The sequence below is a fragment of the Amycolatopsis solani genome (assembly GCF_033441515.1).
GTDB lineage: Bacteria > Actinomycetota > Actinomycetes > Mycobacteriales > Pseudonocardiaceae > Amycolatopsis > Amycolatopsis solani.
On sequence record NZ_JAWQJT010000004.1, the window covers coordinates 501,207 to 523,703 of the forward strand.

Annotated in this window: 18 protein-coding genes; 9 read left to right on the forward strand and 9 right to left on the reverse strand. The window is 72.3% G+C overall.

The window, feature by feature from the left end; translation table 11 throughout:
* Positions 1-14: 14 nt before the first annotated feature.
* The 3 genes from SD460_RS46510 (at position 15) to SD460_RS46520 (ending at position 3,538) form a co-directional block, all read left to right on the forward strand.
* Positions 15-944 carry a helix-turn-helix transcriptional regulator gene (locus SD460_RS46510; protein WP_318307797.1) on the forward strand — a complete coding sequence of 310 codons (930 nt, stop codon included), beginning with the start codon at positions 15-17 and terminating at the stop codon, positions 942-944.
* 264 nt (positions 945-1,208) lie between these two features.
* Positions 1,209-3,275: an AMP-binding protein gene (locus SD460_RS46515; RefSeq protein ID WP_318307798.1), complete on the forward strand. Its 2,067-nt coding sequence runs from the start codon at positions 1,209-1,211 to the stop codon at positions 3,273-3,275.
* The gene (locus SD460_RS46520) at positions 3,275-3,538 is read left to right on the forward strand and encodes a hypothetical protein (RefSeq protein ID WP_290060310.1); all 264 of its coding nucleotides are present in this window, start codon (positions 3,275-3,277) and stop codon (positions 3,536-3,538) included. The genes SD460_RS46515 and SD460_RS46520 overlap by 1 nt, the downstream gene beginning before the upstream one ends.
* Here SD460_RS46520 and SD460_RS46525 read toward each other — a convergent pair.
* Together SD460_RS46525 and SD460_RS46530 are read right to left on the reverse strand one after the other, a co-directional pair.
* Positions 3,523-4,122 carry a GyrI-like domain-containing protein gene (locus SD460_RS46525; protein ID WP_290060309.1) on the reverse strand — a complete coding sequence of 200 codons (600 nt, stop codon included), beginning with the start codon at positions 4,120-4,122 and terminating at the stop codon, positions 3,523-3,525. The genes SD460_RS46520 and SD460_RS46525 overlap by 16 nt on opposite strands.
* A complete protein-coding gene (locus SD460_RS46530) occupies positions 4,122-4,631 on the reverse strand; it encodes a PadR family transcriptional regulator (RefSeq protein WP_290060308.1) in 510 nt (169 codons plus the stop codon). The genes SD460_RS46525 and SD460_RS46530 overlap by 1 nt, the downstream gene beginning before the upstream one ends.
* Positions 4,632-4,733: 102 nt before the next feature.
* Here SD460_RS46530 and SD460_RS46535 point away from each other — a divergent pair, with 102 nt between their 5' ends.
* The 6 genes from SD460_RS46535 (at position 4,734) to rpmJ (ending at position 12,115) form a co-directional block, all read left to right on the forward strand.
* Positions 4,734-6,053 carry an SWIM zinc finger family protein gene (locus SD460_RS46535; protein ID WP_290060307.1) on the forward strand — a complete coding sequence of 440 codons (1,320 nt, stop codon included), beginning with the start codon at positions 4,734-4,736 and terminating at the stop codon, positions 6,051-6,053.
* Positions 6,054-6,093: 40 nt separating this feature from the next.
* The gene (locus SD460_RS46540) at positions 6,094-7,485 is read left to right on the forward strand and encodes a DUF5691 domain-containing protein (RefSeq protein WP_290060306.1); all 1,392 of its coding nucleotides are present in this window, start codon (positions 6,094-6,096) and stop codon (positions 7,483-7,485) included.
* A complete protein-coding gene (locus SD460_RS46545; protein WP_290060305.1) occupies positions 7,482-8,570 on the forward strand; it encodes an ATP-binding protein in 1,089 nt (362 codons plus the stop codon). Before SD460_RS46540 ends, SD460_RS46545 begins: the two co-directional genes overlap by 4 nt.
* Complete coding sequence (locus SD460_RS46550) at positions 8,567-10,750, forward strand: DUF5682 family protein (protein ID WP_318307799.1); 2,184 nt, start codon at positions 8,567-8,569, stop codon at positions 10,748-10,750. The genes SD460_RS46545 and SD460_RS46550 overlap by 4 nt, the downstream gene beginning before the upstream one ends.
* Positions 10,747-11,919, forward strand: coding sequence for a VWA domain-containing protein (locus tag SD460_RS46555; RefSeq protein WP_318307800.1), 1,173 nt, complete (start codon positions 10,747-10,749; stop codon positions 11,917-11,919). The genes SD460_RS46550 and SD460_RS46555 overlap by 4 nt, the downstream gene beginning before the upstream one ends.
* A gap of 73 nt (positions 11,920-11,992) precedes the next feature.
* The gene (gene rpmJ, locus SD460_RS46560; RefSeq protein WP_290060302.1) at positions 11,993-12,115 is read left to right on the forward strand and encodes a 50S ribosomal protein L36; all 123 of its coding nucleotides are present in this window, start codon (positions 11,993-11,995) and stop codon (positions 12,113-12,115) included.
* On the opposite strand, the gene SD460_RS46565 is transcribed toward rpmJ, so the two are convergent.
* The 7 genes from SD460_RS46565 to SD460_RS46595 all read right to left on the reverse strand — a co-directional run bounded on the left by SD460_RS46565 (position 12,106) and on the right by SD460_RS46595 (position 22,437).
* Positions 12,106-13,581, reverse strand: a complete 1,476-nt coding sequence (locus tag SD460_RS46565) for a flavin-containing monooxygenase (RefSeq protein ID WP_290060301.1) — start codon at positions 13,579-13,581, stop codon at positions 12,106-12,108. The two genes, rpmJ and SD460_RS46565, sit on opposite strands and share 10 nt — an antisense overlap.
* Positions 13,582-13,603: 22 nt before the next feature.
* Positions 13,604-15,958 (reverse strand): polysaccharide lyase 8 family protein, encoded by a 2,355-nt coding sequence (locus tag SD460_RS46570; RefSeq protein ID WP_290060300.1) that lies wholly within the window; start codon positions 15,956-15,958, stop codon positions 13,604-13,606.
* A 139-nt stretch (positions 15,959-16,097) separates the two neighbouring features.
* On the reverse strand, positions 16,098-17,540 hold the full coding sequence (locus SD460_RS46575; protein ID WP_318307801.1) for an aldehyde dehydrogenase (NADP(+)): 1,443 nt from the start codon (positions 17,538-17,540) through the stop codon (positions 16,098-16,100).
* Between the two features lie 15 nt (positions 17,541-17,555).
* Entirely contained in the window at positions 17,556-18,683 is a 1,128-nt protein-coding gene (locus tag SD460_RS46580; protein ID WP_318307802.1) for a hypothetical protein, read from the reverse strand.
* A 4-nt stretch (positions 18,684-18,687) separates the two neighbouring features.
* Positions 18,688-19,944 (reverse strand): glucarate dehydratase family protein, encoded by a 1,257-nt coding sequence (locus SD460_RS46585; protein ID WP_290062253.1) that lies wholly within the window; start codon positions 19,942-19,944, stop codon positions 18,688-18,690.
* Positions 19,944-20,879, reverse strand: coding sequence for a 5-dehydro-4-deoxyglucarate dehydratase (locus SD460_RS46590; protein WP_318307803.1), 936 nt, complete (start codon positions 20,877-20,879; stop codon positions 19,944-19,946). The genes SD460_RS46585 and SD460_RS46590 overlap by 1 nt, the downstream gene beginning before the upstream one ends.
* A gap of 52 nt (positions 20,880-20,931) precedes the next feature.
* Positions 20,932-22,437: a sodium:solute symporter family protein gene (locus tag SD460_RS46595; protein ID WP_290062254.1), complete on the reverse strand. Its 1,506-nt coding sequence runs from the start codon at positions 22,435-22,437 to the stop codon at positions 20,932-20,934.
* Between the last annotated feature and the right edge of the window lie 60 nt (positions 22,438-22,497).

The window sequence follows — 22,497 nt, forward strand, 5'->3', positions numbered from 1 at the left end:
GCGACACTTCCCCCATGCGCGCCGACCGCCTCGTGGCCACCCTCCTGCTGATGCAGGCACGCGGCCGCGTCACCGCGCGCGAGCTGGCCGTCGAACTGGAGATCTCGGTCGCCACCGCCCGCCGCGACCTCGAAGCCCTCTCGGCCGCCGGGGTTCCCGTCTACCCCCAGCCCGGCCGCGGCGGTGGCTGGCAGCTCGTCGGCGGCGCGCGCACCGACCTCTCGGGCTTGAGCGCCGGCGAAGCGCAGGCCCTGTTCCTCCTGGCCGGCCCGGCCGCGGCCGCCGCGCCGGAGGTCAAGTCGGCGCTGCGCAAGCTCATGGGCGCGCTGCCGGGCACGTTCCGCGCGGCCGCCGAGGCGGCGGCGGACGCGGTCGTCGTCGACCAGGCCGGCTGGGGCGAGCGGCCGAAGGACCGGCCGCCGATGGTCGGGCTGCTGCGGGACGCGGTCGTCGCCCGCCGCCGCGTCCGCCTGACCTACACCGGACGCGAGCGCCTCGTCGATCCGTGGGGCCTGGTCGACAAGAACGACGTCTGGTACCTGGTCGCGGGCACCGAGAAGGGCCGGCGCACGTTCCGCGTCGACCGGATCACCGCGGCCGCTCCCACCGCCGAGCCGGCCGACCGGCCGACGGACCTGGAGCTGGCGAAGGTGTGGGAGGAGGTCGTCGAAGAGGTCGAGAAGCGCCGTTCGCCGCTCACCGCGGACGTCCTGCTGGACCGGCGCCACCTCGGCGTCATGCGGGACCGGTTCGGGCGGCACTGCGAGCTCGTGGCCGAGCTGCCGGACGACCGCGTGCGGGTGCGGGTCGCCGCGCCCGCGCCGATCATGATCGCGCAGGAGCTGGCGGGGTGGGGCGCGCTCGTCGAAGTCGAAGGTCCGGCGTCGGTCCGGGCCGAGCTGGCCCGCCTCGGCGCCGAGCTGGTTGCCCGTTATGCCCGATAACTCCGGCCGGCCCCGGCCACGCGCGGTATCGGGCCTGCTCACGCCGCCACCCACCGAAAACCACCCGGCTTGAACGCGGTTCGCCCGCTATGCTCGGTGAACGCCGTTAATCGGTCCATTATGGACACTAGGAAGACCTACTACGAGTGTCCGTTACTCACCGGTATCTGGCCGTTCGGAGTATCCGTGATCACCCGTTTGCTGTTACTGTGACGCCTCCGTGACCTGAACGTGTGTTCGGTGACACTGCGGCGAGGGCAGACGATGCGTGACGATGTGGTCGAGGCGAGTGCGGTGGTCGGGCACACGCCGGACGTGGTGTGGCAGATCGTCGGATCTCCGGAGTGGTATGCGCGGTTCGTGCCGGAGATCAGCTGGTGCGAGGTGCAGGAACCAGCCTCGCGCGGCCGGGGGCCGAAGGGGATGATCAGGATCGTCCCGGCGCGCGGGCCGATGCTGGAGGCGCAGGTGCAGGCCGTCGTGTACCGGCCGGGCGAGCACGTGGTGTGGTGCGGCGTCCCGGACGAGGGCACGTGGGTCTCCCTGGAGCTGAGACCGTTGGCGGGCGGCAAGACCGAGTTGTTCGTGCGGATGATGCTACCGCCGGCGTACCTCGATCTGGTCTCGTCGATCAAGAAGGACGTCCGCGTCCTGGCCCGGCGGCTCGACCTGCACCTGGCCGGCGAATACGACACCGAAGCCGATCGCGACGGCAACAAGGCGACCAAGCTGCGCACCACCAGCGTACTGCTGCGCGCCGGCGTGCTCAGCCCGGCCCGGCCGGACAAGCTGGCCCGCCAGCTCAACTCCCTCGCGCAGTGGGGCGCCACCGTCGCGGGTGGCTACCAGGCCGCCGCCGGGCGCGTCCCTGACCAGCCCGCGCTGCACGACGAGCGCAACACCCGCACCTTCCGCCAGGTCCAGGAGCGCAGCAACCGGCTCGCCAACGCGCTGAGCGAACTCGGCGTCGCCGAGCGCGACCGGATCGCGCTGATGTGCCGCAACCACTCCGCGATGGTCGAGTCGTTCGTCGCGGCCAGCAAGCTCGGCGCCGACGTCGTCCTGCTGAACACCGGCCTGTCCGCGGCTTCGGTCAAGGACGTGCTCGCCGAACACAAGCCGTCCGCCGTGCTCGCCGACGACGAATTCGCGCAGACCATCGCGAACGTCCCCGGCGACTTCGCGCGGATCAGCACGTGGCCGGACGCCGACGCCGGCTACCCGACCGTCGACGAGCTGATCCACGCCGCGCCCGCCGATCCGCCGAAGCCGGTCGAGCGGCCGGGCAGGCTGGTCGTGCTCACCTCCGGCACCACCGGGACGCCGAAGGGCGCCCGCCGTCCCACCCCGAAGGGGCTCGGCTCCGCCGCGGCGATCCTCGACCGCATCCCGCTGCGCGCCGGCGACCGGATCCTCGTCGCGGCGCCGCTGTTCCACAGCTGGGGCCTTGCCGCGATGCAGATCGGCATGGCGCTGCGGGCGTCGCTGGCGCTGATCCGCAAGTTCGACGCCGAAGAGACGCTGCGGACGATCGCCGAGCAGAAGTGCGACGCGCTGTTCGTCGTGCCGATCATGCTGCAGCGGATCATGGACCTGCCCGAACGGGTCCGCGCGCGCTACGACCTGTCGTCGCTGCGGATCGTGGCGAGCAGCGGTTCGGCGATGTCCGGCGCGTTCGTGACGTCGTTCATGGACACCTTCGGCGACGTCCTCTACAACTTCTACGGCTCGACCGAGGTGTCCTGGGCGAGCATCGCCGACCCCGCCGACCTGCGCGCGGCCCCGACCACGGCCGGCCGCTGCCTGCTCGGCACCCGCCTGGCCATCCTGGACGAGGACCGCAAGCCGGTGCCGCCGGGCGGCGAGGGCCAGATCTTCGTCGGCAACGACATGCTCTTCGACGGCTACACCAACGGCACCGACCCGGCCCGCGCGGCGGACCTGATGGCCACCGGCGACGTCGGCTTCCTCGACGCGGCGGGCCGGCTGTTCGTCACCGGCCGGGCCGACGAGATGATCGTTTCCGGCGGCGAGAACGTCTTCCCGCGCCCGGTCGAGGAAGCCCTGGTCGCGCTGCCCGGCGTGCACGACGCGGCGGTGGTCGGCGTGGCGGACGCGGAGTGGGGCCAGCGCCTGGCGGCGTACGTCGTGCCCCGGCGCGGTGCTTCGCTGCACGCCGAGGACATCCGCGCATACATCCACCAGCGGCTGGCCCGGTTCGCCGTGCCGCGGGACGTCTACTTCGTCCCGGACCTCCCCCGCAACGCGACGGGCAAGATCCTCAAGCGCCTCCTGCACGACGACACCTGGCCGGCGACCTCCGAGTACTGATGCCCGAGCACACCCCCGACGGCCGGTACATCGTCGTGAACGGCCGCCGCTGGCGCGCGACGGACCCGGAGATCCCGGCCGACGTCCGCGACCGGCTGCAGAAGCACCTGATGGCGGCCCGGCGCGTGCAGGACCGCGAACGCACCCAGCTCGCGAAGGTCGCGCTGGGCGAGCGCGGCGAACCGTGGTGGGAGCAGACTTCCGCGCAACGGCGGGAGCGCTGGGAACAGGGACTGGCGGCGCTGGATCAGCCGACCGGCTGACGCAGCACGGTCTTGAGCTTCTCAGGCACCGTCCGGCGTGGGTCGCCGAGGTAGACCTCGTGGTGCAGCCCGGTCGGCGCCAATCCGTGCCGCTCGAGGAATTCGCCGTGCAAGCGGGCCAGCAACGGGCCTTCGTCGTCGTACGAGCCGACGTGCAGGGCCTGCGCGCAGCGACCCTCGTGCAGCTTCTCCAGCCGGACCGGCGCGTCGATCTTCTTCTTGCGCCGCACCGCTTCCCGGGCTTCCTCGACGGCGTCCTCGCCGATCCACGGCGGTTGCGCGATGAGCATCGTCCACTGCCAGGTGTCCTTGGCCCGCACGGTGAAGGCGGCGTAGTCGTCGGCCCACCACAGGCCTTCCAGCGGGCCGACGACGAAGTCCTCGCCGGTGCGCTTGGCCGTCATCTTGATCGTGTACGCGAAGGCGTAGAGCGCTTCGACGGCCTTTCGGTACGCCTCGGCCGTGTTCGGGTTGCCGCGGCCGTCGATCGCGAGGAACTGCTGCTCGGGCACGTCGAGCAGGGCCCAGTCGGTGTTCTTGGGCGCGTAGAGCTGGTTCAGCTCTTTCTTGAGGTCGTACGGCATCAGGACATCCCCTCCAGCCACGCGGCTTCGGCTTCGAGCTGCGCGATCGAATAGTCGAAGATCGCGCGGACGAACGGCGGCACGTCCGGCTGGGCCGCGGCGGCGCGCCGGACTTCGGCCAGCTTCTCCGCGACCGCCTCGGCTCGCCGGGCCAGCGCCGCGGCGACCCGGTCCGGCGCCACCACCGGGCTGTTCGCCAGTCCGACGAGCAGCGGCGGGTGCACCGGGCGCAGTTCGGCGATGGCGGCTTCCGCGGCGGCCGCGCACGCCCGCCGTCCCGCTTCCGTCGCCGTGTACGTCTTCTTCGCCTTGGCGTGCGCGCGTTCCTGCTCGACTTCGGCGACCAGGCCGCGGTCGCGGAGTTTGCCGAGCACGTAGTAGATCGAGCTGAACCCGAGCGCCGTCCACTCGCGCATGCCGCGTTCGGAGACGACTTCGTCGAGCTCGTAGCCGTGCCTCGGCCGCTCGACCACCAGGCCGAGCACCGTCAGTTCCGCGTCGGTGAGCACCGGCCTATTCTAGTACTGTAATACACCCACTCGTCAACGGTTCCGGAAATTGTCGGTGGGGGCTGGCATGCTTCAGCGAGTACCGGAAAGCGAGGGAGCACAGTGGGGGGACAGGTGGTGACGGCGGTGCCGTGGACCGCGGAGCGCGTGGCCGGGCTGGCGCCGGATCCCGCGTCGGAGAAGGCGGGCCGGGCGCTCGCCGCGCCGGCGAAGTGGTCCGGCGCGGGCGCGTCCGAAGACGCCGTGTGGGGCTTCTGCCAGGGCAGTGGCAAGAAGCCGTACCAGACGTGCGTCGAGCTCGCCGAGCCCGCGTTCCGGTGTTCCTGTCCCAGCCGGAAGTTCCCGTGCAAGCACGCACTGGGGCTGCTGATGCTGTGGGCGGCCGGGAAGATCGACGCGGGACCGGCGCCGGAGTGGGTGCACACGTGGCTCGCCGAGCGAGCCGATCGCGCCCGGCGGGCGGAAAAACGCGCGGAAGCGACCGGCCCGAAGGACGAAGAAGCGGCCGCCCGCCGTGCGGGCGAACGCGCGGCGCGCGTCGAAGGCGGCGTCGCCGAGCTGAAGGTCTGGCTGACCGACCGGATCGGCGCCGGCTTCGCGGGCTTCGACCGCAACGGCGGCGAAGAACTGCGCACGGTCGCGGCCCGGATGGTCGACGCACAGGCGTCCGGCCTCGCGGGCGGCTTGAGGCGGGCGGCCGGGACCGTCGGCCGCCGCGACTGGCCGGAAGCGTTGCTCTCGGAGCTTTCGCTGCTGTACCTGCTGGCGGACGCGGCAGGCCGGCTGGACGAGCTGCCGCCGCCGCTGGCGGAGACGGTCCGGACCAGGCTCGGCTTCTCGGTGGAGACGGCCCGCGTCATGGAGACCGGCGAGCGCGTCTCGGACGACTGGCTGATCACCGGCGCGGCCGACGAGGAGAACGACCGGCTGCTGACTCGCCGGACGTGGCTGCGCGGCCGCGGCACGGGCCGTGACGCGCTGGTGTTGTCGTTCGCCCCGCCGGGCCGCCCCCTGGACGCGTCCCTGCCACCCGGGCACCTGCTCACGGCGGAACTGGCGTTCTACCCGGGCGCGGCCCCGTTGCGGGCACTGGTGGTGGAGCGCGGCATCCCGCTCGCGGCCCCGTCCGCCGAGGGCGGCTCCATCCCGGAGGCGCTGGCGGCGTACGCGGAGGCCATGGCCGCCGACCCGTGGCTGGAACGCTGGCCGATCCTGCTCTCGGCAGTCACCCCAGCCGAACACGCGGGCGGCTGGTGTCTGTCCGAAAAGGACGGAACAGCACTACCGCTGGTGCCGTACGCGTTCCCGTGGCCCCTGCTGGCGATGTCGGCGGGCCGCCCCCTGACGGTGGCGGGCGAGTGGAGCCCAGCCGGCTTCCGCCCCTTGACGTGCTGGCACGAAAACCGGGCGGTGCGCCTGTGAACCTTGCCCTGAAAGAACTTCGAGCACCGGAGGTGCACCCGTGAAGGCCTGGGAAGACCTCGTCGGCACCGCCCTCCTCGGCACCCGCCGCCGCACCCTCGACCTCGCCCACCTCCCGCCCGCCGTCCGGCCGCTCGCCGAAGACCGCGCCGACCCCGCCGAGCAGCTCCTCGCCGCCGCGGCGGTGCTCACCACCTTCCGGCGGGCCGGGCGGCAGGCGCTGCACGACGTGCGGCCACTGCCCGTTGCCACAGAGGACGAGCGCGCCTTCGTACCGCCGCTCGCCCGGGAACGGCTAGCCCGGCTGCTCGCCGCCAGTCATCCCGATCTGCTGCTCGAGTGGCTCGGCATCGTCGCCGGCACCCGCTACCGCGTCCCGCCCGAGACCCTTCCCCTACTCGCCGAAGCCGCGCGGACGAAAGCCGCCCTGCGCGGGCCGCTCGTCGCGGTCGCCGGGCCCGTCGGGGCCTGGCTCGGGCAGCGGAACCCGGACTGGTCCTTCCTCGGCGCCCCCGCGGAATCCGGTGGTTCGCCGGACATCTGGCAGTACGGCAGCCTCGCCCAGCGGCGCCGCTGGCTGGCCGCCAAGCTGGCCGAAGCACCCGATGAAGCCCGCGAAGCCCTCACGACGTCCTGGAAGTCCGAACCGGCCGACGTCCGCTCGGACTTCCTCAGCGTGCTCGCCCCGCACGTGCGGCCCGAGGACGAGGCCTTCCTCGAAGCCGCGCTGACCGACCGGGCGGCCGCCGTCCGGGAACGGGCCGCCGAGCTGCTCGGGCGGCTGCCCGGCACCCGGTACGGCGAAAGCATGGCCGAACGGCTGCGCCCGCTGGTCCGCAGCCGCAACCGGGTCCTGGAAATCGTGCTGCCGCAAGGCGAACGCGGTGACGGCACCGTCCGGCTGCGCACCCTCGTCGCGGCCGCTCCCCTGGCCTTCTGGACCGAGTTCGGGCCGCCCGCCGAGGTGGTGCGGATGACCGTCGAGGGGTGCCCGGCCGCCGTGCTGCGCGACTCCTGGGCCACCGCCGCTGTCCGCCAAGGCGACGAGACCTGGGCGAAGGCGCTGATCGGCGCCGATCCCGGCGGGCGCACCACCCCGCCGCTGCTCGGCGTGCTGAGCCCGGCGAGCCAGGCCGCCACGATCGGGCACCTGGTGAGCCGGCTGCCCGTCGAATCGTTCGCGCGGCTGGTGCACGAACTGCCCCGGCCGTGGACCAAGGAGCTCGGCACGGCCCTGCTCGACTGGATCGCCCGCCAGGACGACCACCGCCTGGTTTCGCACGCCGCCGTCGTGATCGCCCGCGCGGTCCCGCCGCAGTGCCTGCGCCACCCGCTGGCCACCACCCGCCTGACCATGGACGCCGGGCCGTGGCGCCGGGCGCTCACCGAAACGCTGAACTTCCGCCGCGAAATGTACGAGGAGCTCGCATGACCGCCCCCGCCACCGTCCTCCGGCCGCACGCCGAACAGGACCACGCCGCCGAGCTGGCCGCGCTGGCCGCCGCCGACGACCGGGCGAAGCCGCCGAACTGGCACCTGTCCCCCTGGGCCGTCGTCGAATACCTGCTCGGCGGCACCCTGCCGGACGGCACCGTGCTCACGCCGAAGTACGTCGGCCCCCGCCGGCTGATCGAGGTCGCCGTCGCCACGCTGGCCACCGACCGCGCGCTGCTGCTGCTCGGCGTGCCGGGCACGGCGAAGACGTGGGTGTCCGAGCACCTCTCGGCCGCGATCAGCGGCGACTCGACGCTGCTGGTGCAGGGCACCGCGGGCACGTCCGAGGAGTCGATCCGCTACGGCTGGAACTACGCCCGCCTGATCGCCGAGGGCCCGAGCCCCGCCGCGCTCGTCGAGAGCCCGCTGCTGCACGCGATGCGCGACGGGAAGCTGGCCCGGCTGGAGGAGCTGACCCGCATCCCGGCCGACGTCCAGGACTCGCTGATCACGATCCTGTCCGAGAAGACACTGCCGATCCCGGAGCTGGGCACCGAGGTGCAGGCGCGGCCGGGCTTCAACCTGATCGCGACGGCCAACAACCGCGACAAGGGCGTCAACGAGCTGTCGAGCGCGCTGCGGCGGCGGTTCAACACGGTCGTGCTGCCGCTGCCGGACAGCGCCGACGCGGAGGTCGAGATCGTCAGCAGGCGGGTCGCCGAGCTGGGCAAGTCGCTGCAGCTGCCCACCGAGGCCGCCGAGCTCGCCGAGATCCGCCGGGTGGTCACGGTGTTCCGCGAGCTGCGCTCGGGCCGCACCGAAGACGGCCGCACGGCGGTGAAGTCGCCGTCCGGCACGCTCTCCACCGCGGAGGCGATCAGCGTGCTCACCGGCGGGCTCGCACTGGCGGCGCACTTCGGCGACGGCGTGCTGCGCCCGCACGACGTCGCGGCCGGCATCCACGGCGCCGTGGTCAAGGACCCGGTCGCCGACCGCGCGATCTGGATCGAATACCTGGAGACGGTGGTCCGCGAGCGCGACGGCTGGGCCGACTTCTACCGGGCCGGCCAGGAGATTTCGTGACGGCGACCCACCTGCTCGGCATCCGCCACCACGGCCCGGGATCCGCCAGGGCCGTGGCGGCGCGGCTCGCCGAACTCGAGCCCGACGTCGTGCTGATCGAGGGCCCGCCCGAAGCCGACGTCCTGGTCGAGCTGACCGAAGACCCGGCGATGGCGCCGCCGGTCGCGCTGCTGGCCTACGCGACCGACGACGTCTCGCGGGCCGCGTTCTGGCCGTTCGCCGTCTTCAGCCCGGAATGGCAGGCGCTCACCTACGCCCGCGAAGCCGGGATCCCGGTGCGGTTCTGCGACCTGCCGGCCGCGAACACGTTCGCCGCGGGTCCCGACGAGCTCGCCGGCCCACCGGTCGACCCGCTGGCGCTGCTGGCTTCGGCGGGCGGCTACGACGACCCGGAACGCTGGTGGGACGACGTCGTCGAGTCCCGGCGGGACAGCGAAAACCCGTTCGACGTGATCGCCGACGCGATGACCGCGGTGCGCGAAGACGAAGAACCCCCGCAGGGCAGCGAAGCCCGGCGTGAGGCGTACATGCGCTCGGTGCTGCGCCGCACCCGCAAGGACGGCTTCGAAAACATTGCGGTCGTCTGCGGGGCCTGGCACGTACCCGCGCTGGCCGACCCGCTGCCGCCGGCGTCGCACGACCAGGCCGTCCTCAAAGGACTCCCGAAGCGCAAGGTCGCGTGCACCTGGGTGCCGTGGACGCACGGCAGGCTGGCCACCGCCAGCGGGTACGGCGCCGGGGTGCGGTCGCCGGGCTGGTACCACCACCTGTTCACGACGGCCGAAGACGTCACCGCGCGCTGGCTGACCGGCGTCGCCGGGGTGCTGCGGGAAGAGGACCTGCCCGTCTCGACCGCGCACGTCATCGAAGCCGTCCGGCTGGCCGAAGCGCTGGCGACGCTGCGCGGGCGGTCGTCGGCCGGGCTCGCCGAGGTCACCGAAGCCACCCGGTCCGTGCTGTGCGGTGGCGACGAGGTGCAGGTCGAGCTGGTCACCCGGCGGCTGGTGGTCGGCGAACGGCTCGGCGAGGTCCCCGACCGGGTGCCGCAGCCGCCGCTGGCCGCGGACCTGACCGCGACGGCGAAACGCCTGCGGCTCAAGAAGGATCCGGTCGTCAAGGAGCTCGACCTCGACCTGCGCACACCCGGCGGGCTCGACCGCTCGAAGCTGCTGCACCGGCTGCGGATCCTCGGCATCGAGTGGGGCAGCCGGGAGGCGTCGGCGCGGCGGAACAAGGGCACGTTCCGGGAAACCTGGGCGCTGGCCTGGGAACCGTCGTTCGAGGTCGACCTGGTCGCGGCGGCGGTCTACGGCACGACCGTGCCCTCGGCGGCCACGGCCGCGGTGCGCGGCACCGTCGAGGGCACGCCACCGCTGGACGAGGTCACCACGGCCGTCGAGAACTGCTTGCTCGCCGACCTGCCGGAGGCGCTGCCCGAAGCGCTCGCGGCGCTCGACGCCCGTGCGGCGGCCGACGCGGACGTCGCGCGGCTGATGTCGGCGCTGCCGGCGCTGGCCAGGGCGACCCGCTACGGGAACGTGCGCGGCACCGACACCGGTGCCCTGCGGGCGGTCGCCGACCGCATGCTCGACCGGATCTGCGCCGGGCTGCCCCCGGCCGCCCACGGCATCGACGACGACGCCGCGGCCCGGCTGGCCGCGCTGGTCGACGGCGTGCACGACGCCACCTCGCTGCTGGATGACGCCGCCAAGGAACGCTGGCTGGCGGCGCTGGCCCGGCTCGCGGAACGCCCGTCGCTGCCGCCGCTGCTGGCCGGGCGGCTCACCCGGATCCTGCACGACAGCGGCCTCCTCGACGCGCTCGACATCGAGCTGCGGCTCGGCCGGGCGCTGACGCCGGGCATCACGCCGTCGGCGGGAGCGGCGTACGTCGAGGGCTTCTTCGACGGCGGCGCGCTGCTGCTGGTGCACGACGAAGGCCTGCTGCGGGTGATCGACGCCTGGCTCGCGGGGATCCCGCCGGAGGTCTTCACCGAGGTGCTTCCGTTGCTGCGCCGGACGTTCGGCGCGTTCAGCGGGCCCGAGAAACGGGCGATCGGGCACCGGGCGGCCGGCCTGACCGGCCCCGCCCGGCTCGCCCCGGTGGCCGACGAACTGGACGAGGACCGGGCGGAGCGCGTGCTGCCCGTCCTGGCCACACTGCTGGGGGTGGGGGCATGACCGCGGAGACCGACGACCGGCTGCGGCGCTGGCGGCTGGTGCTGGGCGGCGACGGCGCCGGGCCCGGCTCGGGGCTGGCCGACACGGAACTGTCCGATGAGGACAGTGGGGTCGACCAGGTGCTGGCCGCGCTCTACGACAAGCCGGACGAGGAGGCCGCGGGTGGCCCGCGCGGGGCGAACCTGGGTGCGTCGGCGCCCCGGGTCGCGCGCTGGCTGGGTGACATCCGCCGCTACTTCCCCAGCACGGTGGTGCAGGTGATGCAGCGCGACGCCGTCGACCGGCTCGGGCTGACCCGGATGCTGCTGGAGAAGGAGCTGCTGTCGGCGGTCGAACCCGACGTGCACCTGGTCGGCACGCTGCTCTCGCTCAACGGCGTGCTGCCCGAGGAGACGAAGGAGACCGCGCGGGAGGTCGTCCGCAAGGTGGTCCACGAGCTGGAGGAGCGCCTCGCCGAGCGCACCCGCGCCGCGATCAAGGGCGCGCTGGACAAGGCGTCGCGCACCCACCGGCCCCGCCCGGGCGACGTCGACTGGGCGCGCACGATCCACGCGAACCTCAAGCACTACTCCCCCGAGCTGCGCACGATCGTGCCGGAGCGCCTGATCGGCTTCGGGCGGCGGCAGCAGGCGGTGCAGCGGGACGTGATCCTGGCCGTCGACCAGTCGGGCTCGATGGCGGAGTCGGTCGTCTACTCCGGGCTGTTCGGCGCGGTGCTGGCCTCGATGCGGGCGCTGCGGACGTCGTTCGTCGCGTTCGACACGGAGGTGGCGGACCTGACCGAGCACCTGACCGACCCGGTCGACGTCCTGTTCGGCACCCAGCTGGGCGGCGGCACCGACATCAACCGGGCGATCGCCTACTGCGAGGGCCTGGTCGAGCGCCCGGAGCGCACGCTGCTGGTGCTGATCAGCGACCTGTACGAGGGCGGTGACGCCGACGAGCTGCTGCACCGCGTCGGCGAGCTGGTGGGCGCGGGGGTCCAGGTGGTCACGCTGCTGGCGCTGTCCGATTCGGGTGCGCCTTCCTACGACCACGAGAACGCGGCGGCGCTGGCCGAGCTGGGCGTCCCGGCGTTCGCGTGCACCCCGGACCAGTTCCCCGAGCTGATGGCCGCCGCCATCCGCGGCGACGACCTGCAGGGATGGGTGGCTCGCGAGACCAGCTGAGTCGCGGAATCAAACCGAATGGCGTGATGTTGAGGAGGGTGTGGGACGGTTCCCACGGGAAGGACGGTCCACCATGAAGGTCCGCAGCTCGATCCGCTCGCTGGCCCGCCAGCAGGGCGCGCAGGTCATCCGCCGCGGCAACCGGGTGTTCGTGATCAACAAGGACAACCCGCGCTCGAAGGCGCGTCAGGGCTGAACCGCGCTCGCCGGCGTGCGGGACCCGAACCGCAGCACGCCGTCGTCGAGCCGGGTGAAGCGCATGTCCGCCAGATCCAGCAGGTAGTTCTGGCGCATCATCCAGGGCCGCTTCCCGCCCTGCTTCGGCAGGCCGGAAGCGGCCCTTTTGATGTACCCGGACTGCAGGTCCACGATTGGCCGCGGCTCACCGGCCGACTCCGCCGACGCCGGGTCGGGCACGCAGAACGCGTACCCGTGGCGATCCAGGTGCGCCAGCAGCCGGCAGACGTACTGGGACGCCAGATCCGCCCGCAGCGTCCACGAGTTGTTCGTGTAGCCCACGCACCACGCCAGGTTCGGGACGCCGCCGAACATCATGCCCTTGTACGCCCGCTGCTCCCCCGGCTCGATCGCGCGGCCGTCGACGTCGAGTGAAATCCCGCCGAAGGCCACCAGGCGAAGGCCGGTCGCCGTGACGATGATGTCCGCCGGCACCGTACGTCCCGAAGCCAGTTCCACTCCGGTTTCGGTGAAGCGCGAGATCCCGTCCGTCACGATGTCGGCCTTGCCCGACCGCAGCGCCTTGAACAGGTCCGCGTCCGGGACCAGGCACAGGCGCTGGTCCCACGGGTCGTACGACGGCACGAAGTGCGGGTCCACCGGGATCGACGCCGGCAGCTGCGCCGCCACGCGGTCGCGCAGCGCCCGCGCGGCCCGGCCCGGGAGGCGGCGCATCAGCTGGAAGAACAGCGTTCCCATGACCACGTTCTTGCCGCGGACCACCCGGTGCGCGAGCTTCTCCGGCAGCAGCGCGCGGATCCGGTCGGCGAGCGCGTCGCGGCCCGGGCGCGCCACGATGTACGACGGCGAGCGCTGCAGCATCGTCACGCTCGAAGCGCGAGAGGCCATCGCCGGGACGAGCGTCACCGCCGTCGCGCCGCTGCCGATCACGACGACCCGCTTGTCCGTGTAGTCCAGCGACGAAGGCCAGTGCTGCGGGTGGACGATCTCGCCCGCGAAGTCCGCGCGGCCCGGGAAGTCGACGACGTGCCCGGACTCGTAGGAGTAGTAACCACTGCACAGGTACAGGAACCGGCACGTGAACGTCGCGCCGTGTGCCGTCGAGACCGTCCACCGCGCCGACGAAGACGACCACGACGCCCGCACCACCCGGTGCCCGAAGCGGATCCGGTCGACGATCCCGTGCGCGGCCGCCGTCTCGCGGATGTACGCGAGGATCGACGGCCCGTCCGCGATCGCCTGGGGGTCCTTCCACGGGCGGAACGGGTAGCCGAGGGTGAACATGTCCGAATCCGACCGGATGCCGGGGTAGCGGAACAGGTCCCAGGTGCCGCCGATGGTGTCGCGCGCTTCGAGCACCGCGTACGTCTTGCCCGGCAGCCGTTCCTGGAGCCGGCAGGCCGCGCCGATGCCGGACAGCCCGGCCCCCACGATCAGGACGTCGACGTGTTCGGCACCGGTCATGGTTCGCAGCGTAACCGGGGCCCTACCACCGCACGACCCGCGTCGCGCCGAACGTGCCCTTGAGCGGCACCGCAACGGGCTTGCCGTGCACGGTCACCGTCACGCTCTCCTGTGTCTGCGTCGGGTCCGACACCGCCAGCTGATGCCGCCCGACCGCGACCGACGCGGGCCCGGAGGCGCTGACGCCGTCGACCGAACCGGCCGCGAAGAAGTTCGCCAGCAGCACGTCCCCGGTCTGGACGGCCTGGACCGTCGCGGTGTTGGACCGCACGCGCCACGCCCAGGACGCCGCCAGGGTGCCGAGCATCGACGCGCCCGGCAGCACCGCGTACGCGTACGTCGCGCCCGTCGGCTGCACGCCGTGCTCCAGGATCAGCTTCTGGTACCGGCGCGTGTTCGGCGTGGTGGTGCCCTTGGTGTTGGCGCCGGTGTCGATGTCGCGCCACGCGCCGGTCCGATCCTCGCGCAGCGCCGTCACCGAAGCGCCGTCCAGGACCACGTACCCGCCGACGTCCTCCAGGTGCACCCAGCGCGGCTTGCGCAGCGCGGACGCCTTGCCGGGGTCGGTGGCCACCCGCCGGCCGTCCGCGAGCAGCGCCCCGCCCCCGCCCTCGCCGAGGTTGCGGTTCTCGATCGTCGTGCGCACCGCGTGGCCGGACGTGCTCGTGATCCCGGCGCCGAGGCACAGGATCCCGGCCGGGGTGAAGAACCACGACTTCTTCGCGACCAGCGAGCCGTCCCAGGACTTGAAGTCGAGCGCGTAGGCGCCGCTGCGCGCGTCCCAGCGGACGCCGCCGGTGTGCGGGTTCGGCCCGACCGGCACGCCGCCGAACGCCGGGTCGGGCGGCCCGTCGTTTTCCGTCGTGCCGGGCAGCAGCAGCGGGTCGACGGTCGGCCAGTAGGCGTCGGTGTAGTGGCCCTTGGCGTTCGGGAGGAACGTGTAGAGCACGCCGTCGCCGACGTGGTAGCCCTTGAGGTTCTGGCCGTTGATGGCTTCGTAGCGCGAGATTCGCGTCGAGCTGACGCCGAGGGAGGCCGACCAGTCCTCGGTGACGTGGACCAGGCGGTCCTGCTGGCCGAAGTTCCGGTGCGTGGCGGTGACCCGCGCCGGGCGCGCGCCCGAGGCGAGCATGTCCTGCGCGAACTCGATGCCCGGCGTCGCCACCAGGTCCGGGCCGGGCGCGAACCGTTCGGGGTCCGGGATCCTCAGGAACGGCGCGTACGCGCCTTCCTTGATCCACTTCGCGGCCAGCGCGTTGAGGTCGGTCTTGGTCTTGCCCGAAGCCGTCCGCGCCAGCACGAGGGTCGCGACGGTGAGCTGGTGGCCGATGTCGTGCCCGGTCTCCCCCTGCCGCGACAGCATCCGCCCGCGCACCGGCTCCATCAGCGCGCCCGCGTAGACGAACGGCGCGAAGCTGTCCGCGACCAAGGCGTAGATCTTGTCCTTGAGCGGCTGCGGGAGCGCGTACTCGGTGCCCTGCGTGACGTGGATGGCGCCGGCGAGCGCGGTGAGCAGCACGATGCCGTAGTGCCCGGGGTACGGGATGGTGTCGTGCTGGAGGAACGAGCCGTCGACGTGGAAGCCGTCGCCGGCCGCGCGGTCCAGCTTCGCCACGACGCTCGCCGCGCCCCCGCCGGCGACGTCGGTGAGCGCGTCGAGGCCGGTCTTGATCCACGCGGCGTCGCCGAGCAGCGCGCCGGACACGATCGAGATCAGCGCCTTGTCCGCCCGGTTGGCCCCGGTTTCGACGACGGCCGCGTTGTTCGCGCGCCGGTTCGGATCGCCGACGAACCGCTTGACCGGCTTGAGGTAGCGGGCGAGCTGGTCCGCGGTCAGCTGGTCGGCGACCACCGAAAGCGTGTGCAGCAGGTAGTACGGGATGCCGATCTCGTAGGTGTACCAGTTGCCGATCTCGCCGACGTTTTCGTTGTACTGGCTGGTGTAGATCAGCTCGAGCGCCGCCTTGATCCGCTCGAGCACCGCCGGATCGCCGGCCAGCGCACCGCCCGGGGTACCCCAGTCGACGGCGATCGCGCGCAGCCGGGCGTACATCGACGTAGTGTAGTCACTGCCCGGCCCGAGCGGCAGGTCCGTCCACAGTGGAGCGCCACCGCCGGCGACGGACAGGCTCGAGTGGTACGCCTTAGCCACGCGGCTTAAGTTCGCGAGCGCCTCGGTCCGTTCCGGCGACGGCCGGTTGATCCCGGTCTGCAGCTGCCGGTAGGCAGCAACGATCGGCGCCGTCGCGGCGGGCACCCCACTCGCGGCGCCGCCCACGGGCCCAGCGCCGGCGGCGAACGCCGGACGGGCGAGGAGCACGGTGGAAGCGGCCGCCAGGGCACCACCGCGCAGGGCATTTCTCCGGTTCACGGGCATGACGACGACTCCCAGGATCAAGACAGCCTTGGCTTGCGGGGAAGGGGATTCAGTTGTGCGGCGGCGTGGTGGAGCATCACCCCGCACTTTCACGTGAAAGTGCGGGGCCCAGGTTGGCACTTTCACGTGAAAGTGCGAGTCAGCGGGAGCCGTCGGTGCGGCGGGGCAGTTGCCAGGGGTTGGCCTCCTGCAAGGGTTCGGGGAGCAGCGCGTCCGGGAAGCCCTGCCAGGCGATCGGGCGCAGGAAGCGCTCGATCGCCGCGGTGCCGACGGACGTCGTCGTCGGGGCGGTCGTCGCCGGGTACGGGCCGCCGTGGTGCTGGGCCCAGCTCACCGTCACGCCGGTGGGCCAGTCGTTCCACAGCAGGCGGCCGGCGATGCGGGCCAGTGGGGGCAGCACCGGCCGGAGCCAGTCCGCGTCGGACTCCTCGCCGTGGATCGTGGCGGTGAGCCCCGGTTCGATCACGTCGAGCAGGCGCAGCAGCTCGGCCTGGTCGGCGTAGGTGACGATCAGCGACGCCGGGCCGAAGCACTCCTCGTGCACGGTGTCGCCGCCCTCGAGGAACTGCTTGCCGGTGGTCGCCAGGAGCGTCGGGGCGAACGCCGCCGACGAAGACACCACCTCGACGCCCGGCACCTCCTGCAGCGCCGCAAGCTTCGACGCATACCCCGAAGCGATGCGGTCGTTGAGCATCGGCTGGGCCGCGGCGCCCGCCAGCGCGTCCTTCAACGTCGAGGTCAAGCCGTGGTCCTCGGGCAGGAACAGCAGGCCCGGCTTGGTGCAGAACTGCCCGGCGCCCAGGGTGAACGACCCGGCGTACCCCTTGGCGACGGCTTCCCCGCGCGCGGCGATCGCGGCTTCGGTCACCACGACCGGGTTGACGCTGCCGAGCTCGCCGTAGAACGGGATCGGCCGCGGCCGAGCGTTCGCGATGTCGAACAACGCCCGGCCGCCCGGGATGGAGCCGGTGAACGACGCCGCCGCGATGCGCGGGTCCTTCAGCGCCGTGACACCTTCGTCCTGCCCGAAGATCACGTCGAAGATGCCGTCCGGCGCGCCGGCGCCGATCAGGGCTTCGCGCACGATGCGGCCGGTCAGCGCGGACAGCTCCGGGTGCCCGGGGTGCGCCTTGAGGATCACCGGGCAGCCCGCGGCGAGCGCGGACGCCGTGTCGCCGCCGGCGACGCTGAACGCGAACGGGAAGTTGCTCGCGGCGAACACCAGCACCGGGCCGATGGCGGTCTTCACGCGGCGGATGTCCGGGCGGGGGCCCATCGGCCAGTCCGGGTCGGCGTGGTCGACGGTCGCGCCGAGGAACTCGCCGTCGGTGAGCACCTCGCCGAACAGGCGCAGCTGGAACGTCGTGCGCTTCAGCTCGCCCGCCAGCCGCGGGGTGGCCGGCAGGTGCGTTTCGGCGTGGGCCAGCGGGACGAGGTCGTCCGCGGCGGCGTCCAGTGCGTCGGCGGCCGCGACCAGCCAGCGGGCGCGCTCGGCCGGGGTGGCCTCGGCGGCGGGACGGGCGGCTTCGGCGGCGGCCGCCAGGATCTTCTCGAGCGTGGCGGCTTCGGTGGCCTGGCTCATTTGGGGTACAGCTCCTCAGTTCTCATGGGCGGCGGCGGTGGCCGTGGCCAGGTCGCCCCAGCGACCCGGACCGGCCAGTCCGAGGTGGTACAGGTGCAGCTCCGCGGCGCCCGCCTTGGCCAGCTCGCCGGCGTACGCGGCGATGTCCGGCACCCGGGCGGCGGCGACCGCGGTGATGTAACTGCCGATCGCGACCCGCTCGGGCAGTGCCTCCCGGGCCGCCGCGACGGCCTCGGCACCCGTGGCGGGCGCCCAGCCGAACAATACGACCGCGTCGACGTCGTCCGCAGCGGACGGCGTCAGCCCCGGCAGTGCGCCGGTGACCCACGGGTCGAGCGCGCCGTGCAACACGATCCGCACCCCCGAAGGCAGCACCGCCAGCACCGCGGCCCGCAAGGCGTCGGTGGCTTCCTGCCGGACCCGCAGCAGCATCGAGGTCAACGACGGCGGCAGTCCGTCGGCCGTCACCCCCAGGTCGCCGGTCGCGATCAGCCGCCGGACCTCCTCGACGAGCTGGGCCCGGACGGTGTCCGCGTCGACGTCCCATGACGCGGCGCACGCGTCGCAGCAGCAGATCGACAGCAGCCGGGCCACCGCGGGCGCCCAGACGCCGTCGGTCTTCTCGTGCTGGTGCTGGTGCACCGCGCCGAGCGGGCCGCACGCCTCGAGGATCACCGACGACAGCTCCAGCCCGGCGACGGCCTGCGCGGTCAGCGTCGCCGCGTACTCGCGCACCGCGGGCTGCGACGGGCACAGCGCCCACGGGTACGGCTCGCCGAAGCAGTTGCGCACCACGACGTCCGGGTGCTCGTAGCCGAGCTGGGAGTTGTGGGTCAGCACGATCCACGCGGCCGCCGGTATCCCGGCCTCGTTGAGCAGCCGGACCGCGTCACCGCCGGAGTCCTCCGGCGAAACCCAGTCCGGAGTGGACGGACGCAGCGCACCCCACCCTTCGGAAACCGGGCGGTAGAACGCCGCGTGCCGAGCGACGACCGAAGTCCGCGAAGCCGACCACGGCGTCGCCGCGCGGGCGCTGTGGTACGACAGCGCCACGGCCACCTCGTCGACGCCCAGATCCCGGACGCGCGCGGCGAACCCGGACTCCAGGACGTCCCAGGGGTAGGCGTATCCCGTCACCTTCACCGGGTCACCACCTCGCCGTGTTCGGCTCGAACCCCGGCACATACTTGCGCATGTAGGTCACGTCGTCCCGTTTGGTCAGTCCACATCGGACGTAGTTCTCGTGCAGGCGGGCCAGCGCGTCCTCGTCCAGTCGTACGCCGAGGCCCGGGGCCGCCGGTACCGCGACGGCGCCGTCCCGGAAGGAAAGCGCGCCCGGTTCGATGACGTCCTCGACCTTCCACGGCCAGTGCGTGTCGCACGCGTAGGTCAGGTGCGGGGTCGCCGCGGCGACCTGCACCATCGCGGCCAGGCTGATCCCGAGGTGGCTGTTGGAGTGCATCGACAGGCCGACGCCGAAGCTCTCGCACGTCGTCGACAGCGACTGCGTCGCCCGCAGGCCGCCCCAGAAGTGGTGGTCCGACAGCAGGACGCCGATCGCGCGCGCCCGGAAGCCCGGGTCGATGTCGCCGAAGTTGACCACGCACATGTTGGTGGCCAGCGGCATCGACGCCTCGGTTGCCACCTGCGCCATGCCCTCGATGCCCGGCGTCGGGTCTTCGAGGTACTCGAGGACGCCGTCGAGCTCACCGGCGACCCGGATGCCGGTCTCAGGAGTCCACGCGCCGTTCGGGTCGATCCGCAGCGGGTGGCCGGGGAACGCCTCGGCCAGCGCGCGGATCCCGTCGACCTCCTGGCCCGGTTCGAAGACGCCGCCCTTGAGCTTGATCGAGCGGAAGCCGTACTCGTCGATCATCCGTTTCGCCGACCCCACCAGGGTTTCCGGCGTGGTGATCTCGCCCCAGGAGTCCTCGCGGCCGTCGACGTGCTTGCCGTACTTGTAGAACAGGTACGCCGAGAACTCGACGGCGTCACGCGCCTTGCCGCCGAGCAGGTCGGTGATCGGGCGCCCGAGGTACTGGCCCTGCGCGTCCAGGCACGCGACCTCGAACAGCGAATAGACGCTGGCGATGGTCTTGCGGATGGAGAACCCGCCGATCAGCCCGTGCGCGTCGGTCAGAACCGTGTCCGACAACGCCCGCGCGACCAGCCGCTGCAGCCCGGGCAGGTCGAAGACGTCGTGGCCGCGCAGCTGCGGCAGCACCTTGCGGACCTCGCCGAGGAACGCGGAATCGCCGTAGGACTCGCCGAGCCCGACGATCCCGTCCTCGCACTTCACCTGCACGACGCTGCGCAGCGCGAACGGCTCGTGCACGCCCATCACGTTGAGCAGCGGCGGGTCGGCGAACGCGACCGGCGTCAGCACCACATCGAGGATCTTCATCAGCCCAGCGCCTTCAGCGTGACGAAGCCGTCCTCCACGATCTTCTCGAGCCGGTGGACCTGCTCCGGCGTCGGCTCGACCAGCGGCGGCCGGACCGGGCCGACCTTGTCGCCGCGCAACCGCGCGGCGGCCTTCACCAGGGACACGGCGAAGCCCGGCGTCTCGTCCCGCAGCGCCACCAGCGGCAGGTAGAAGCCGGTCAGCAGCGCGTCCAGCACGCGGGTGTCGCCCTCGCCGAGCGCGCGGTGGAAGCGGTGCGCGATCTCCGGCGCGAAGCAGTGCACCGCCGAGGAGTAGCGGGCGACGCCGATCGAGGCGTACGCCTTGGCCGAGACCTCCGCGGTCGGCAACCCGTTGAAGAACAGGAACTTCCGCGCCCGCTCGGTGTCCAGCGCCCGGATCGTGGTGACGATCCGGGTCATCACCTCGACGTCGCCGTAGCCGTCCTTGAGCCCCACGATCGAGGGAATGTCGAGCAGCGCCGCCGCCGTCTGCGCCGTGTACACCCCGGTGCCGCGGTGGTAGACGATCACCGGCACCGACGAGTCGCCGACGGCGTACCGGACGAAGTCGACCAGGCCGCTGGGCGGCCCGGTGACCAGGTACGGCGGCAGCAGCAGGACGCCGTCGGCACCCCCGGCCTCGGCGAGGGCGATGCCCGCCCGCGCCGAGGCGGCACCCCCGCCCGCACCCACCCAGACCGGAACCCGGCCCGCGGTGACCTCACGGGTCTTCGCGAGCACAGCGGCGTGCTCGGCCGGCGACAGGGAGCTGAATTCACCCGTGCCGCACGCGACGAACAGGGCGCCGGCGCCCGCCGCGATGTGGCTCTCCACGTTCTCCGCGAGCGCGTCGAGGTTGACCTCGAGGTCCTCGGTGAACGGGGTGAGGGGGAAGGCCAGCAGGCCGTCCAGCGCGATCTCGGTCTGTGCCATCTGTTTTCTGCTCTCCGTTGGTCGGGTGCGGCCGGGGGTGGACCGGCTTCGGTCAAGCGGGCACGGTCGTGCCTTCCTTCGTGCGGTCGACGTCGTCGTCGACGTTCACGGTGTCGACGATCTCATCGGCGACCGCACTGCGCTCGGGCGCGAGCAGGCCGAGACCGACGTACAGGGCCAGCGAAACCAGGATCGGCGTGGCGATCAGCACGGTCTGGTTCGCGTTGAAGACGTAGTAGCAGAGCGCGTAGGCGATCAGGCCGCCCGCCCAGGACACCAGCGCCGCGCGCGGGCCGCACTTGCGGAACCACGGCAGCATGCCCAGCAGCAGCGGGATGGAGATCGGGCCCATCAGCGCGGCGACCCAGTTGACGACGATCTGCAGCACGCCGCCGAGGTTCTGCGCCTGCGTGGCCACCAGCATGGTGAGCGCGACGAACACGACGGTGGTGATCCGCGCGGCCTTGAGGCCCTGGACGTCGGTCCACTGCCGCGTGCGGCGGACCATCGCCGGGATCATGTCCCGGGTGATCACCGCGGAGATCGCGTTGGCGTCGGAGGAGACCATCGCCATGGTGTGCGAGAAGATGCCGGCCAGCACCAGGCCGACCAGGCCCGGCGGCAGGAACGTCGTCGTCATGATCGCGTAGGACTGCGTCGGGTCCTTGATGCCCGGGATGAGCAGCGGTGCCGCGAACATCGGGAACATCAGCACCAGCGGCCACAAGAGGTACAGCGCGGACGAAAGGCGCGCGCCGCGCTTGGCTTCGTGGGTGTTCGGCGCCGCCATGTAGCGCTGCGCCAGGTTCCACATGCCTCCGTTGTACTCCAGCGTCTTCACCAGCACGTAGACGAGCAGGAAGATGGTGGTGTACTTCGACGTCACCGGGTTGATGTGGTTTTCGGGCAGCTTGTCCCACATCGTCCAGAGCGCGGAGATCCCGCCGAGCTTGCCCAGTACGACCACGATCATCACGATCGCGGCGATGCCCTGGATGACGAACTGGCCGAAGTCGGTGAGCGCGTCGGCCCACAGCCCGCCGATGGTGCAGTAGACGAGGGTGACCGCGCCGGTGATGAGGATGCCGAGGTTGTAGTCGAGGCCGGCGAAGACGTGCAGCAGCGTCGCGACGGCGAACCACTTGGCGGCGATGTCGAAGATCTTCAGCAGGCTGCCGCTCCAGGCGAGCGCCTGCTGCGTCGGCACGTTGTACCGCTTGGCCAGGTACTCCAGCGGCGAGGCGACGCCCAGCTTCGAGCGCAACCGGTTCCAGCGGGCGGCGAACAGCCAGCTGCCGATGCCCACGCCGATGCCGATGCTGGCGAAGCCCCAGAAGTACACGGTGACGCCGCTGGTGTACGCGACGCCCGCGTACGCGACGAACAGCACGGCGCTGTAGCCGGACATGTGGTGCGAGATGCCGGCCAGCCACCACGGCATCTTGCCGCCGGCCGTGAAGAAGTCCTTCACGTCGCTGACCCGTTTGTGCGACCACCAGCCGATCACGATCATCAGCGCGAAGTACGCGCAGACCATCGTCCAGTCGAGTGCGTGCACCGCAGGCTCCCTTCCGCGTCCACGTCGATGTGGTTTCACTGTTCACATCTATGAACGGAG

Excerpts from the sequence above, each read along its gene's own strand:
- SD460_RS46510 (WP_318307797.1), top strand. The coding sequence starts at position 15 with ATGCGCGCCGACCGCCTCGTGGCCACCCTCCTGCTGATGCAGGCACGC.
- SD460_RS46515 (WP_318307798.1), top strand. The coding sequence starts at position 1,209 with ATGCGTGACGATGTGGTCGAGGCGAGTGCGGTGGTCGGGCACACGCCG.
- SD460_RS46570 (WP_290060300.1), bottom strand. The coding sequence starts at position 15,958 with ATGCCCGTGAACCGGAGAAATGCCCTGCGCGGTGGTGCCCTGGCGGCC.
- SD460_RS46525 (WP_290060309.1), bottom strand. The coding sequence starts at position 4,122 with ATGCCGTACGACCTCAAGAAAGAGCTGAACCAGCTCTACGCGCCCAAG.
- SD460_RS46590 (WP_318307803.1), bottom strand. The coding sequence starts at position 20,879 with ATGGCACAGACCGAGATCGCGCTGGACGGCCTGCTGGCCTTCCCCCTC.
- SD460_RS46585 (WP_290062253.1), bottom strand. The coding sequence starts at position 19,944 with ATGAAGATCCTCGATGTGGTGCTGACGCCGGTCGCGTTCGCCGACCCG.
- SD460_RS46575 (WP_318307801.1), bottom strand. The coding sequence starts at position 17,540 with ATGAGCCAGGCCACCGAAGCCGCCACGCTCGAGAAGATCCTGGCGGCC.
- SD460_RS46520 (WP_290060310.1), top strand. The coding sequence starts at position 3,275 with ATGCCCGAGCACACCCCCGACGGCCGGTACATCGTCGTGAACGGCCGC.
- SD460_RS46565 (WP_290060301.1), bottom strand. The coding sequence starts at position 13,581 with ATGACCGGTGCCGAACACGTCGACGTCCTGATCGTGGGGGCCGGGCTG.
- rpmJ (WP_290060302.1), top strand. The coding sequence starts at position 11,993 with ATGAAGGTCCGCAGCTCGATCCGCTCGCTGGCCCGCCAGCAGGGCGCG.
- SD460_RS46545 (WP_290060305.1), top strand. The coding sequence starts at position 7,482 with ATGACCGCCCCCGCCACCGTCCTCCGGCCGCACGCCGAACAGGACCAC.
- SD460_RS46555 (WP_318307800.1), top strand. The coding sequence starts at position 10,747 with ATGACCGCGGAGACCGACGACCGGCTGCGGCGCTGGCGGCTGGTGCTG.